This window comes from Metapseudomonas boanensis, from assembly GCF_042232855.1.
Classification (GTDB): domain Bacteria; phylum Pseudomonadota; class Gammaproteobacteria; order Pseudomonadales; family Pseudomonadaceae; genus Metapseudomonas; species Metapseudomonas boanensis.
In genome coordinates, this window is record NZ_CP113889.1 from 1,495,304 (window position 1) to 1,508,818 (window position 13,515).

At 53.2% G+C, this 13,515-nt stretch carries 12 protein-coding genes; all 12 read right to left on the reverse strand.

What is annotated here, in order from left to right:
• Nucleotides 1-4 precede the first annotated feature (4 nt).
• Entirely contained in the window at nt 5-772 is a 768-nt protein-coding gene (locus OXH74_RS06840; protein WP_375740593.1) for a WecB/TagA/CpsF family glycosyltransferase, read from the reverse strand.
• Nucleotides 765-2,030 (reverse strand): glycosyltransferase family 4 protein, encoded by a 1,266-nt coding sequence (locus OXH74_RS06845; RefSeq protein ID WP_375740594.1) that lies wholly within the window; start codon nt 2,028-2,030, stop codon nt 765-767. Before OXH74_RS06845 ends, OXH74_RS06840 begins: the two co-directional genes overlap by 8 nt.
• A 278-nt stretch (nt 2,031-2,308) precedes the next feature.
• On the reverse strand, nt 2,309-3,586 hold the full coding sequence (locus tag OXH74_RS06850) for a hypothetical protein (protein WP_375740595.1): 1,278 nt from the start codon (nt 3,584-3,586) through the stop codon (nt 2,309-2,311).
• A 32-nt stretch (nt 3,587-3,618) separates the two neighbouring features.
• Nucleotides 3,619-4,719 carry a glycosyltransferase family 2 protein gene (locus OXH74_RS06855; protein WP_375740596.1) on the reverse strand — a complete coding sequence of 367 codons (1,101 nt, stop codon included), beginning with the start codon at nt 4,717-4,719 and terminating at the stop codon, nt 3,619-3,621.
• A 35-nt stretch (nt 4,720-4,754) separates the two neighbouring features.
• Nucleotides 4,755-6,296, reverse strand: a complete 1,542-nt coding sequence (locus tag OXH74_RS06860) for an oligosaccharide flippase family protein (RefSeq protein ID WP_375740597.1) — start codon at nt 6,294-6,296, stop codon at nt 4,755-4,757.
• 148 nt (nt 6,297-6,444) lie between these two features.
• Nucleotides 6,445-7,260 carry a WbqC family protein gene (locus OXH74_RS06865; RefSeq protein WP_375740598.1) on the reverse strand — a complete coding sequence of 272 codons (816 nt, stop codon included), beginning with the start codon at nt 7,258-7,260 and terminating at the stop codon, nt 6,445-6,447.
• A gap of 59 nt (nt 7,261-7,319) precedes the next feature.
• On the reverse strand, nt 7,320-7,847 hold the full coding sequence (locus OXH74_RS06870; protein WP_375740599.1) for a GNAT family N-acetyltransferase: 528 nt from the start codon (nt 7,845-7,847) through the stop codon (nt 7,320-7,322).
• The gene (locus OXH74_RS06875) at nt 7,840-8,814 is read right to left on the reverse strand and encodes a hypothetical protein (RefSeq protein WP_375740600.1); all 975 of its coding nucleotides are present in this window, start codon (nt 8,812-8,814) and stop codon (nt 7,840-7,842) included. Before OXH74_RS06875 ends, OXH74_RS06870 begins: the two co-directional genes overlap by 8 nt.
• Nucleotides 8,814-9,929 (reverse strand): DegT/DnrJ/EryC1/StrS family aminotransferase, encoded by a 1,116-nt coding sequence (locus OXH74_RS06880; RefSeq protein WP_375740601.1) that lies wholly within the window; start codon nt 9,927-9,929, stop codon nt 8,814-8,816. Before OXH74_RS06880 ends, OXH74_RS06875 begins: the two co-directional genes overlap by 1 nt.
• On the reverse strand, nt 9,926-10,798 hold the full coding sequence (rfbA, locus tag OXH74_RS06885; protein ID WP_375740602.1) for a glucose-1-phosphate thymidylyltransferase RfbA: 873 nt from the start codon (nt 10,796-10,798) through the stop codon (nt 9,926-9,928). The genes OXH74_RS06880 and rfbA overlap by 4 nt, the downstream gene beginning before the upstream one ends.
• 339 nt (nt 10,799-11,137) lie before the next feature.
• Entirely contained in the window at nt 11,138-12,508 is a 1,371-nt protein-coding gene (locus tag OXH74_RS06890; protein ID WP_375740603.1) for an undecaprenyl-phosphate glucose phosphotransferase, read from the reverse strand.
• A 317-nt stretch (nt 12,509-12,825) separates the two neighbouring features.
• Nucleotides 12,826-13,515, reverse strand: coding sequence for a hypothetical protein (locus tag OXH74_RS06895; RefSeq protein ID WP_375740604.1), 690 nt, complete (start codon nt 13,513-13,515; stop codon nt 12,826-12,828).

Here is a 13,515-nt window from a genome sequence, read left to right on the forward strand (position 1 = left end):
TGAATCAACGGCCCAGCAGCTGTCGCACGGCATGCACAATGAAAAGGGTGTTGGTCACCAGGTAACGCTTCCACAGACGCCGTGGCTCGCTACACACCCTGTGAAGCCACTCCAGGCCGTGCTGTTGCATCCACAGCGGCGCACGCTGAATGGTGCCGGCGTGATAATCGAAGGCGGCGCCGACCCCTACCATCACTGCATTGATCCGCCCGCAATGCTCAGCCATCCATTGCTCCTGCTTCGGGCAGCCCAGGCTGACCCAGACGGTGCCAGCGCCGGAAGCGTTGATGGCGTCAACCACAGCGGCATCTTCTTCAGTGGTCAACGGGCGAAAGGGCGGCGAGCAGGCACCGGCAATCGTCAGTCCGGGAAACTGCTCCAGCAGTTTGCGCTGGAGAATCTCGAGGGTTTGCGGCATGCCGCCATAGAGATAGATCGACTCCCCACGCTGCGCGGCCTCGGCGCAGTATTGCCACATCAGGTCGGGGCCATTGATCCGCTCCTGCCTGGAAACGCCCATACGACGCATCAACCAGGCCACGGGGGAGCCATCTGGCGTGGCCATATCCGCCTCGCGGATCACCTTGGCGAAGTCCTGGTTGTGATGGGCAGTAACCACCGAGTGGACGTTGCAAATACAGACATAGCGACTTTCCCGCGCCGCTGCCCAGATCGCGAGGCAGGTCAATACCTGCGACCAGCTCAACGAGTCGATGGGTGCACCGATCACCGAACTCACCGCCCGCTGATCGTTGTCGAGATGTCTATCCATTGCGCGAGACCTCGATGGCCTGTCGATAAATGTCCATCAAAGAGGCGAAGTTGGCCTCTTCGGTGTACCGGCTCTCAAACTCGGCGCGTGCGCCTTGGCCAAGCTGTTCGAGGAGCCCTGGCGTCTCCCAGGCAGTACGCACTTCCTGCAACAACGACTGGGGATTGGATGGCTGGAAAACCACGCCACTTTTTCCGTGCTGCACGATCGTCGGCAAGGGACCAAGATCGGATACACCGGCGGGTGTACCGAAGGCGAAAGCTTCGCGGACGACCATCGGGAAGCCCTCAAAGCACTCAGACGACAACACCAGTAAACGTGCACCGGCAATCTGTGCTTGCGCCTGCTCTGCGCTGACCTGGCCCAGGAAACTCACCGGCAGACCCGCAGCCATACGCTCCAGCTCAGGTCGCAATTCGCCATCGCCCACCAAGCGGAGCTCAGGAGCGGCTGCACCCCAGGCCTGCCAGGCGCGGAGCAGGCTGAACAAGCCTTTTTCCGCAGTCAGACGCCCGGCAAAAATCACGTAGGGCTTTCGCTGTGCCCAGGCAGTGACCGGAGGATTGCCGGGATAGAAATTGGGTTTGACGTGCACCTTCTCGCTCGGCAACCCGGCCTTGATCATCAACCCGCGCTGGAACTCGGAGAGACAGATATATGCGTCAACCTGATCGCTCCAGGTACCGAGTGCGCGGTGCAAACCCACACTAAAGGCCAGCGGCAGCGTCGCAGCACGACTGCTGCGATAGCACCCATGAATCATCGCCGGCATGGGTGAGTGCTTATCGAGGCATTCGGTACAAACCTTCCCGTCACGCATGGGAATGGCGGCCGGGCAAAACAATCGGTAGTTATGAAGTGTCAGAACTCGCGCAGCACGCTTGCCAATTGCATGGAAGATCCCAGGAGAAAGCAAAGGGAAAGTATTGTGGGCATGCACGACATCAGGCTTGAAGCGCTCTATCTCACGTAACAGGGCGGCAGATGCCCAAGGGTTCCACGGCGTTGCCAATGCGCCCTTTACTGTGCCCCAGCTTCCTTGTGCGCGAATTTCATCACTTTGACGAACAAACTCAGACACCTCTTGGCCATGGGATCGCAGCAAATGCTTTTCCGTCTCGAAGACCTGGTTTTCACCCGACGGAAACTCTGAGGCATAGTAGTTGTGAACCAGCAAAGACCGTATTTGCTTCGGCACATCTGCACTTCGAGTGTTCCCCGGTAGATGGCATTCACCATGGATCACTTGTATTCCCATGAGAACTCCTTGACTCGAAGTGAAGCATCTTCGGCAAAAGCGAAGCGCCTTGTTGGAACAGCAGATACAGAACGTTGAGAAAGGCTACTGCCGAATCATCCGCCAACTTGCTGCCAGCCGAATCCGAGTCGGGGCCGTTGGCGTAGCGCCGGAGATTGACCCAAGAGTTGATTTGACCACTTCACTAGCTTGACACTATCTGGCAACCCGAAAAGAAACTAATTGCCTGCAAGGGAAAACAGCATCAAGAAACGATACATATATTGACCGACCACACTCTAGCGCAGACGAGAGTGAATCCAGAGCTGAACAGCGCCCAATTTGTCTTTGCCTGAACGGCGCACTGGCAAGCGCTTGTCAATCTCTATGACCGGCCTATCGAAGGCCCAGATCAGGCTCAAATACATGCACACACCATACAAGTATGCATAGCTCTCAATAGCCGGATTCTGGAAAGAAACAATGAAAAATGCAGCAAAAAGTGAGCACTTCAAGGCTTTTTCATTATGCGGACCATCTGTTTTAACCCTCATAAGGGTCTGCCATAAGAAGACAAGCAGCGCAATGAATCCTACCAGGCCAACTCGAAAAGGTATGGCGGCAAACGAATTGTGCACTGAAAGGTGAATGAAACCTGCCTCTTCTTCATTGGCGAATACCGGACTATCGAAAACCAGATAATAGTTCCTGATTGATTCCGTTCCAAACCCAACCCCTATGAAATTTGACCCTACGAGGCCTTCCAGCGCATCTCGCAACAGCACGAGACGAACAGCAAGGTTTGCATCTATAAAAGCAACCGACAAAGGCGAACCAACCGTAGACGCATAGAGGATGACACTACTGGAAATCAGTGCCACCAACATCCAAAAAGCATATCTGGGGAATAGCCACATACCAGCGAAAATCAATGCATAGATTTTATTCTGCGAAAAAGGACTCAGAAAGCTCATCGCAAGGAAAACCAACAAAAGACCGACCCTTTTCCCTGGAGTTTTAATTGTACTCAAATAAAGAGATGTTGCTGCAATGACGAGTGCAGGAACATTACCAAGACCACTGATACTGACCAGGCCTTTAAGGCTGAACGCATCTGAGGTCAGCATATCCAGATAATTCATCACCACCCATAGCAAAAACAGATTGGCCAACCCTCTACGACCATCATCTGCATTGATCCTCTCTTTAAAGTAGAAAGTCATCACCAGAAAAGTGGTGGGAATTGCATAGGCAAAAAGCGCCTGCTGAGGTATTGCGGAAATCTGGAAGTAGCGCGTCCACACTGAAGGAAATACGTTGAAAACAGACAACACCGCATAGCACAATGAAATCAAACAGAAAAAAGACAAAGCCCATGGAAGCTTCTGCGCCTTCCGATTCAGGAAGGCAAATACAGCAAACAAAACAGCAAACAAAATAAGATTTACCCCTGAAACCAGTCTGGTAAAAGGAAGTGACAGGGTTAGCAGGGATAGCAACACTCCCGCGTAAAACACGTTTCGGGAGCTTACCGGGTAGCTTCTCAGGCTTGTACCAATGGCAGGCATGCTGTTCATTTAGCCTCCCAACTGATCTTTGGCGTTGAGTATCATTTTACGGCCCACTTGCAGGACACCTTGAAGATCCTCACGAAGCGCAGCAGCGACAAATAGCCAGACATTATATGTCTAATAAATATTGACCCTGGATCATGGGGGTTCTGAGCTACCCTGTAGGCCTCCTTGACCATTACCGACTCAGGAATAAGGCTGCCTAACCTTTCCTTATGTGATTTATCAATGTCCTTATCCAGGAGAACCGAAAGAATTATCAGATTTATGACCCCATCTATCTCATCACTATACTTTGAAGCAAAATATAGCTTTAGCTTATTCAGCGACTCTGTCATTTTTATACTATGAGTCACGCTAAACTCGCTGGATTTCGCAATTTTTGCTGACCAGGAGCCCTCTGCGAATTTCCGATAGACACACATTACTTTAGGAGAGAACAGCGCCCCGCCAGGGTTGGCGAGAATGATCTGCAATAAATAGTCCCCAACAGGGCAGGCTGCGAACCAACCGGGAAAATTCATGAACTCCGTTCTTTTCAAGAAAATCGATGCGGTTGGCACATAGCCGCCACCGTTTCTGATGACCTCTTTTGCATCAATAACCCCCGCCTTCTTGGGGTACAACAGGAATCTTTTCAAAAGTTGCTTGACGCGCCCCCCTCCGGTTTCGTGGCATGCGTGAAAGCAAATCTTAATTTCAGGATTCTGTTTCATCATTGAAAACTGCGACTGCAACTTCAATTCATCGATCCAGAAATCATCGCCTTCGCATATCGCCACATACTCTCCAGAAGCAACCTTGAAAGCTTCTGACATGACAGAGAATGGGGCTTTTGAATATTGATTCTCTGCCTGGATGACTGGCTTTATTATGTTTGGGTATCTTTCCTTGTACTCAAGTATTTTTTGCGCGGTCGAATCAGTCGATGCATCATCGTGAATGATCACCTCGAATGGGAAGCTCGTTCTCTGAATCAGAAAACCACGGATTGCATCCTCTATATACTTGTCCTGGTTGTATGTCAGACAGACCACGCTCACGACAGGTTTTGTGGCATCCCCTTGCCACGATGAAATTATCTCCTCTTCTGTTGGAAGAGGTGCGCTAAGGAATTTATCCAGATTGAATTCTTTCATGGCTATTTAACCCGCCTACCTTGTTAGGTAATCCATTAGCTCTGTAAATTCTTGATCTTGGATTCACATGCGAACCTGCGGAGCATCCAGCTTTTCCAGGTTGTGGAGCCCGCCAACGCCCCAGCAATTGAAACAAACCCTCCCATGACCACCATCGCCAGACTCAGCAACCTGGTCTCCGCGGTAACGCCCAGGCTGACGAGTATCAACGGCGGTAGCATTGCGAGCAGAATGATCTTCGCGACATCCTGGAAGAGCCAGGTGAGATGCAGACCAGGCTCGAGTTTATGGTGGATATACGCACCCCATAACAGGAAGGAAAAAGCGTTGATGCCGAGCCAGACGTAACCAGCTCCAATGCCCCCGAAGTGCATGGCGGCAAATACGATGCTTGGAATCAGTACAACGGCCATTCCGGCATTGCCAATCAGGTGATAACGCAGGTTCCCCTTGGCATATTGCAGGTAGTAGGTGAATGCGCCGACGACGAGCAAGCCATTACCGATCGCGTACAAACGCATGATAGGCGCGGCTTTGGCTGCAAGTTGCGCATCACCGGTCCAGGCAAATAACAGCGGTTCGGCGAAGGTAGCCAGGGTGATAGCGGCGGAGCCACCGATAATGCTGACCAGTTGGGTGGCGTTGCGGTAGACCTTGATCATCTCATCGTGCTTGCCCTCAGCATGTAACCTGGCCATACGCGGCATGATGGCACTGCTGATGGGGCCGCTTATGACCAGGATCCCACCGGCGACCAGCACGGCGAGGGTGAAGTAGCCGTACTCCTCGAGTGGCATAAAACCCGACAGCACTAACTTGTCGGTTTGCGTGACCAGTATCCAGACCGATGTAGTGATGGCGATGGTCAGGGCAAATTTCAGCAGTGGCTTTATTGGCCGGAATGACCAGCCGACGGGCTGATCCAGGCTGACCTGCGTGGGCAGTAGGCGCCGGCTCATCAAGAACAGGCCAAGTAACTCCACCAGCGCGATGACCAACTGGTGAATGAAGAAGACAAACGCTGAAAAGCCGAACAGCCACATGCTGGCGAAGACCGCAACAAAGCGCAGAGTGGCGATCAGGGCATTGAAAATACTGAGCCCAACCATACGTTCGGCGCCAGTAACCACGCCCCGGTATAGCCCCCCCATCCAGCGCAGGGCCACACTGATGCCCATGATTTTCACGGCCAGTACGACTTCAACCAGCGGCAAGTCCGTGACATTCAGCCAACGGGTAGCAATCACCCCGGAGATGAGCCACAAACCAGCACCACCGATCAGGGCAATACTGGTAAAGATCATGCTGAGTGCGCGAAATAACTGGCGATAGGCCAACGTGGACATGACGCCGCCATGGAAGCGGGCGGTTTCACGGCCAATCGTGGGGGTCAATCCAAAATCCAGAAGAGTAAACCAGGCCTGCAGCATGGTGAAAAAGCCCACGAGGCCATAGACTTCTGCGCCCATGTATTTGATATACAGAGGCAGGACCAGAATGCCTACGACGGTGACATAAATCTGGCTCGCGTAATTAGCCACCACATTATGCGTAAAGGACAATTTATGTCTCAGCATGGGATAATGCGCCTTGTCTTTTGACTTGACTTATCGCTTCTCGCGCCACTCCGGGATTTTCTTCAGCCAACGACTTTGGAATTCTGCAAACCCTTCGCCAGCCCCTCCATCTGGGCAATAAAAACTCAAAGCAGGCAATGCGATCCAGTCAGCAACAATCGCCCGCGTTATCAGAGTCTACGAAGAGCATATCCTCCATAGTAAAAATCGATTCAGTGGAGTCGCTTGCTTCAGGCTTGCGAAGTGTCCCCTCAATACTTTCCAGCGAAAACCTGCTCAACATAAGACGGATTTCATCGACACTATTAAACATCAGCAGGTCAATGATCGACAGATTGGCGACAAACGACTGCTTTAACTGCTTGTATTCTATCGGGTCAATACGATGAAAACACAACTGCATGCCCTGACGTATAAAATCCTCAAAACAATACAAATGTCGCCCACCAATCGGATTGATGTACGTCTTGCCACCTAACACCTTCATGGTTTGGAAGACCCGATCTTGGTGATCGATTGGCGGCGGCAGACTCAAGTCAGAAGAACGTATAAGTGGTGTGGTGATATGCAGATACGCACAGGTCTCACGAATTGCATTTTCCGCATACCGCGCCAAATTGTTTTGCGGATAGCGCATCACCTGCTCCAACCAGGGAAGTACGGTCCTGATGAAAGGTGCACGGGAATAACTCAAAGAAATCATCTTTATAATTCTAGACAGTTCATCCTGAATGTTATCGCACAAAAACCGCTGATTTATATTCAGGGTATGGCCATCTTTTTTAAGGGGAAACGTTATAAATTTCGGCTCACAATTGACAAGAATCCGATTACGGTTAATCCACCCTTCCTTGACGTACTGCAAATCATCCCCTAGCACAAACAAATCTGAGGCCGCTATTAACTGGAAATATCCCAGGTACGGGAACAGATAGGGCTGCATCATTGCAATAGTTTTTGACATCACCGAACCTCTTGGTTAAGGCACTCCTTGGGAACAAGCCCCATAGCCAATTGATGGAATTACTCTGAGCGACTGAATTCGCTTGCCAGGATTGCCATTTGAACCATATTCAAATAACTACCTTCCTTGAAAACGGCTTGCCTGAGCACCCCTTCAACTGAAAACCCAATTTTTTTATAAAGCGCGATTGCTCTTTCGTTATTCTCAAGGACAGTCAAATGGACTCGGTTCAAGTTCATGTCCAGGAAAGCATGCTCAAGTGCTTTATTGGTTGCAAAGGTACCAACCCCCCGGCCTTGGAAATCTCTTTCTCCAATCCAGATGCCGAACTCACAGCTTCTGGCTATCCAATCGATAGCTAACAGATAGACGGCACCAACAATTTTCTTGCTTGCCATCTCGCAGATTGCAAGCCTTATGCAGTTACTCCTGCTCGATAGGTAAGAGTCCATCCATGCCGAATCGATCTCTTCAGCGATATACCTGAAGGTTGATCCAAGCGTGCGAATAATCTCTCGATCATTCCTCCACCTGTTGATGCTTTCTATGTCACCCCGTGACAACTCCCTCAGATAGAATTCACTCACTTCCAATACTCCTATTGATTATGCTCATAGCGGCCCCGTAATCTTTTCCGCTGTAGCGCTGATCACAAGGTATTGGAATCAGGCTATCGACAAGCGCGTACTCTAACGACTCAACCTTCACGCGAGAGCGACATGCAGCCCAATACGTTGGAGTAAATACTCTTTGCCCAATCAACTCTTCTCTAAGGCCTTTCAAGTTTTTGAAGAAGGGATAACATAACGCCCCGTCAATTGCCTCGATGTCCAACTCCAATCTATTGTGAAACCCAAGCTCTTTATGGAGAAACCTGAAATTCTCGTTTCTTTTCAGTCTTGCCGACTCATAATCGATTCTTGATAACAGATTTTCCGTCAGCACCGACATTTTTCTATACCGGAAGTCTTCGAGTGTTTTTTCGGCTGCCTGGTAGTCTGCATAGCCAGACTCCGGGGTTCCAGCAAGCCGTTTCAGGAGATGAAGCGAGCGCTGGATCGATCCATCGTCTGTTTCCTCCGGTTCAGGAATAGGAAGTTTCGTAATCAGTAGCCCACCATCCGGTATGCCGAAAAATTTACGTGGCGAGTAAATAGTCGCCAAACAGTCGAGTGGTGGTGCAAAAAATGCCTGGGAGTGGTCAAAGACGACTTGTTCAGAATTGAATTTCTTTAGAATCTCACGCTGCCGATTCGAGCAAACACCGAAATAATTCACATAAAAAATCCACTCACCTGGATGAAGGTTGATTTCATCTCTGACTGAGAAGTCTTCATTTATGGAGTAAAAAGAAACCTCGACACCGGCCTTGTCCAACGGGCCGAGCATGGAGTCACAGACGTAATGTGGCATCCAAACCTTGCGTGGGCGCCCCGCGCAGAGCAGTGCGTAGAAGCTAGCGCGAGCAGATTGAAACCGAAGCGCCTCCGGATAATAGCTTGAGGTTTCTGAAGGCAATTCAAGCTCGAAATAACCGCCAACAGCTTTATTCATCACTTCGCACCTTGGTTAATGAGCTCCGCGACTGCGTTGATCGATGCTTCTTGAAGTGCTGGATAGATCGGCAGGCAGATCACTTTCTCAGCGACTTCGTTTGCTACCGGCAAGTTATTGCGCTGCGCCGAGGCCAGCCCACGGTACATTGGGAACTCACTTATCAGTGGGTAAAAGTAGCGACGGGCAAATATGTTGTTCTCCTTGAGCTTCAGGTACAGCTCGTCGCGACTCAGCGGATAGTCGGCTTCCAGCAGGATCGGGAAGTAGGAGTAGTTGGCGACCTTCTGACCGGTTTCCTCGACGATACGAATGCCTTTGACGTCTTTCAGGTGTTCGCGATAGGCCTGGCTTATTTCGCGCCGACGGGCCATGGCACGGTCGATGTGCTGCAGTTGCAGCAGACCGAAGGCCGCGTTGATCTCGCTCATTTTGCCGTTGATGCCGGGGGCCACTACGGTAACTTCATCGACAAAGCCAAAGTTCTTCAGCTGATCGATACGCTTCTTGGTCTTGGCATCCGGGCAGATAATGGCGCCGCCTTCGAAGGTGTTGAATACCTTGGTGGCATGGAAACTCAGCACGCTGAGATCGCCATGGCGGAGGATGCTGCCCCCTTCATCCTGCACACCAAAAGCATGGGCAGCGTCGTAGATCACCCGCAGGTTGTAGTTGTCGGCTATTTTCTGGATGGCTTCGACATCACAGGGGTTGCCATAGCAATGCACCGGCATGATGGCGGTGGTCTGCGGGGTAATGGCGGCTTCGATCCTGGCCGGATCCAGGTTGAGGGTGTGCGGATCGATATCCACGAACACGGGTTTGATGCCATTCCACAGCAGGGAATGTGCGGTAGCAACGAAGGAGTATGGTGTGGTGATGACTTCACCCGCCACGCGCAGTGCCTGCAACGCAGTGAGCAGGGCGATGGTGCCATTGTTGAACAGGGCGATGTGCTCGACACCGAGGTAGTTGGAAAGTGCAGTTTCCAGCTCCTTGTGCATCGGTCCGCCATTGGTGAGGATCTTGTTGTCCCAGATCTGTTGCAGATAGGGGATGAACTCATCCAGCGGTGGCAAGTAGGGTTGGGTGACGTAAACCGGTTTATCGCTCATACGCCCTCCCTGGCCAGGGCAAGCAAGTACTGGCCATAACTGTTCTTGCTCAAGGTCTGGCCGATACGCTGCAGGTCATCAGCGTTCAGCCAGCCATTGTTGAGGGCAATTTCTTCAAGGCAGGCGATTTTGTAGCCTTGGCGTTTCTCGATGGTTTCTACGAAAAGTCCGGCTTCCATCAGGCTTTCATGGGTGCCGGTGTCCAGCCAGGCGAAACCGCGGCCGAGCAATTCGACGTAGAGTTCGTCCCGCTCCAGGTAGATCTGATTGATGCTGGTGATTTCCAGCTCGCCCCGAGCGGAGGGTCTCACTTGCCTGGCGATCTCCACCACGTCGTTGTCGTAGAAATACAGGCCGGTGACGGCGAACTGGGACTTGGGCTTGAGCGGCTTCTCCTCGATGGAGATGGCGCGTTTGTTGTGATCGAACTCAACCACACCAAAACGCTCCGGGTCCTTCACCTGATAGCCAAAGACAGTGGCGCCTTTCTCGCGCTGAGCGGCTTGGCACAACATGGGCCTGAAGCCCTGGCCGTAGAAAATGTTGTCGCCTAGCACCAGGCACACCGAATCGGTGCCGATGAACTCTTCGCCAATGATGAAGGCCTGCGCCAGGCCATCGGGGCTGGGCTGCAACGCATAGCTCAGATTGATGCCGAACTCGCTACCATCACCGAGCAGCCGCTGGAACCCCCCTATATCTTCCGGAGTGCTGATCAGCAGGATGTCGCGGATACCTGCGAGCATCAGTGCCGACAAGGGGTAATAGACCATCGGTTTGTCGTAGATCGGCAGCAGTTGCTTGGACACACCGCGGGTAATCGGGGAGAGCCGGGTTCCGGAGCCGCCGGCCAGAATAATGCCTTTCATGATTCTCCAGTCCTGATCACGTTGGTAGTTACCGCGCCGCACTTGACGGCATCGTTCCGATGACTCAGTTACCACTCGACGGTTTTGCGGATACCGGTCTCGAAGTTCCCCTGAGGAGACCTGACCCGTAGGCGATTGCGCTTGCTCATGTCGATGACGTACTGCGGGGTGTGACCCGGATCGCCTCGGGCCAGACCACCAACCGTTGCTGCAAACAGTCGCTTCGCTGCGCGTGTTGCAAAGCGAAGGTCTGAATGTCTGTGAGGCACTTATGGCCGCATCGATTTGAATCGGAGACCAAGCTGCTCAAAAAGGAAGCTTGGCTGCGGCCGGGACGCTTCAATAGATGTCTCTGGAGAACAGGGAGAAAGGCGTCTGGAACAGAATTTTTATATCCAGCCACAACGACCAGTTGTTGATATAGGCCAGGTCCAGTTCAACGCGCTTTTGCATTTTGTCGATTGTCTCGGTTTCGCCCCGGCAGCCACTGATCTGGGCCAGGCCGGTAATGCCGGGCTTGATCCGGTGGCGGGCCATATAGGCGGAGACCTTGCCGGTGTAGTAGTTGTTATGCTCGATCGCGTGCGGGCGCGGGCCGACGAGGGACATCTGACCTTGCAGTACATTGAACAGCTGCGGCAATTCGTCGATGGAAGTGCGACGGATGAAGCGACCGACGCGAGTGATGCGCGGGTCGTCGCGACTGGCCTGCGTAACCCGAGGGTCTTCGTGTAATTGCATGGAACGGAACTTCCATACCTGGATGATGGTTCCATTCCAGCCGTGGCGCTTCTGCTTGAACAGGATTGGGCCGGGCGACGAATACTTCACGGCAATCGCGGTGGCCAGCAACACCGGACTGAGGACAACGATCGCCAGCAGGGCCAGCGTGCGGTCCATCAACGCTTTGCTCAGGGCGGCACTGGGATAGACCGAGAGCGGGCATTTATTCAAGTGAATGGCCGGCAGGCCTTCGATATCGCCAACGGAGTGGTTGAGCGGCATGATGGTGTGGAGGTCTGGAATCCAGACCACATCGACATTGGCGTCGAGCAGGTCGAAGTACAGGTCCTGGATCCTTTCGGCCGAAGCCAGTGGCAGTGCGATGTAGAGACGGCTGATGTGATGGGTGACGATCAGCTCGCGCACGTCCACCAGATTGCCGATGACGGGGTAACGTTCGCTGCTCGGCAGCTCCTCTTCACCCGCAGCGACCAGACCTGCCACCGGGCCGTACTTGTATTCCAGGAGCCTGTCCGCCAGATTGCAGGCAAGCTCGCCAGTGCCAATGATCAGTGAGGTGCGAGCGGCTTGCTGCTTGCGGTCATAACCCTGGGCAAAGGTATGCAACGGTATATAGGCGCCTGCCTGCAGGGCAAAGCCGAGCAAGGCCCAGGTGAACGTCACTTCACGGGAGAACAGCTCGCTGGTATTGGTGACATACGCGGCAGCCGCAAGGCCGCCCAGTAGAATCAACCAGCCGCCGAGCAAACGGCAAAGGCCAACCAGGTAGCCATGCTTCTTGTGGTAGACCCGCATCAAGGAGTAAACGGGCACGGAGCCGACCAGGGCAAGAAGCGCCAGCATGCGGTAGTGCAAGCCGATCTCTCCAGTCTTCATCAGCGCAAGCACACAGAGCAGGGTAATGAGCAGACTGACCGCCGCTATCCATTGGCCCCAGAACGTCAAGCCACGCCCCAGAAAGATCAAACGACGCCCTGTTTGAACACGAGTGTTGCGCCTGCTGGTAGATGCACCATGGCGTGCTGGTGCTGTTGCTTCGGACTGTGACACGACGAATACCTGCAACGGTGCGCTTGCTCTTTACTGCCTGTGGCAAAGCGTGGGTCATGCGCTCCTTGCGGTTTTGTCCATCGGCGCCAACACATTCGGCGTCGTTACCTGGTGTACTGCCTCGTAATAACTGTTCCGCGGCCCTGCAACTCCTTGTAGGAGCCAGCTTGCTGGCGAATGCCGACAGGCCCGCACTCACGGAAATGCACGAATCTCGACGGGTTGCTGTAGCACTAATGCACACATGGCACGAGCTTGCGCATGCTTATGAGCTCGTGGCTCAGGCTCTCGCACAGCACCCTGATCCGGCCAGTTCGCTGGGCGATCTCGAGTAGGTGCTGAGCCTCTGCATTTCCGAAAGCCGCGCTGCGCCTGGCCGATTCGCGGGTTGCCTGACGCTGGGCTTCGTTTAACTGCGGCCAGGCGTCAAAGCCGATTTCGGCCAGCTCGAGGTTCACCCCGATACGCCATGGGCCGAGCCGGAATGCCTGGGCCATGGCCTGCTCGAACTCGCTATCGAACTCCTGAAGGTAAAGCTTGCTGTGAGCCAGGCGCGCCCAGGTGTAAGGCCAGCTCGGCCGTGCAGCTATCGCGGCACGGTATGTTTCGAGAGCAGCACGGCGAGAGTGCTGCGCAGCAGGGGCGGCATAGGGCTGACGAAATTGTTTCCAGCTGTAGATACGTCCGAGGCGGTCCAGCCGATCGCCATCAGCGACCGGGTAGAGTCTGATGGCGCGCTGTGCCGCGTTGTGGGCAATTTCCCAGGCGACAACACTGGGTTCTCTACCCCGCTTATCCCATGAGCTGATGAAAGCTTCGGCCTGATAGCTGGCAATGCCAGCCAGCAGCATGTACGCCCCCATGACCATCAGCACGAAGGAGAACAGGATCAGCAACAGAACTGGCACGTGCTGCATGATCAC

Excerpts from the sequence above, each read along its gene's own strand:
- OXH74_RS06840 (WP_375740593.1), bottom strand. The coding sequence starts at position 772 with ATGGATAGACATCTCGACAACGATCAGCGGGCGGTGAGTTCGGTGATC.
- OXH74_RS06845 (WP_375740594.1), bottom strand. The coding sequence starts at position 2,030 with ATGGGAATACAAGTGATCCATGGTGAATGCCATCTACCGGGGAACACT.
- OXH74_RS06850 (WP_375740595.1), bottom strand. The coding sequence starts at position 3,586 with ATGAACAGCATGCCTGCCATTGGTACAAGCCTGAGAAGCTACCCGGTA.
- OXH74_RS06855 (WP_375740596.1), bottom strand. The coding sequence starts at position 4,719 with ATGAAAGAATTCAATCTGGATAAATTCCTTAGCGCACCTCTTCCAACA.
- OXH74_RS06860 (WP_375740597.1), bottom strand. The coding sequence starts at position 6,296 with ATGCTGAGACATAAATTGTCCTTTACGCATAATGTGGTGGCTAATTAC.
- OXH74_RS06865 (WP_375740598.1), bottom strand. The coding sequence starts at position 7,260 with ATGTCAAAAACTATTGCAATGATGCAGCCCTATCTGTTCCCGTACCTG.
- OXH74_RS06875 (WP_375740600.1), bottom strand. The coding sequence starts at position 8,814 with ATGAATAAAGCTGTTGGCGGTTATTTCGAGCTTGAATTGCCTTCAGAA.
- OXH74_RS06880 (WP_375740601.1), bottom strand. The coding sequence starts at position 9,929 with ATGAGCGATAAACCGGTTTACGTCACCCAACCCTACTTGCCACCGCTG.
- rfbA (WP_375740602.1), bottom strand. The coding sequence starts at position 10,798 with ATGAAAGGCATTATTCTGGCCGGCGGCTCCGGAACCCGGCTCTCCCCG.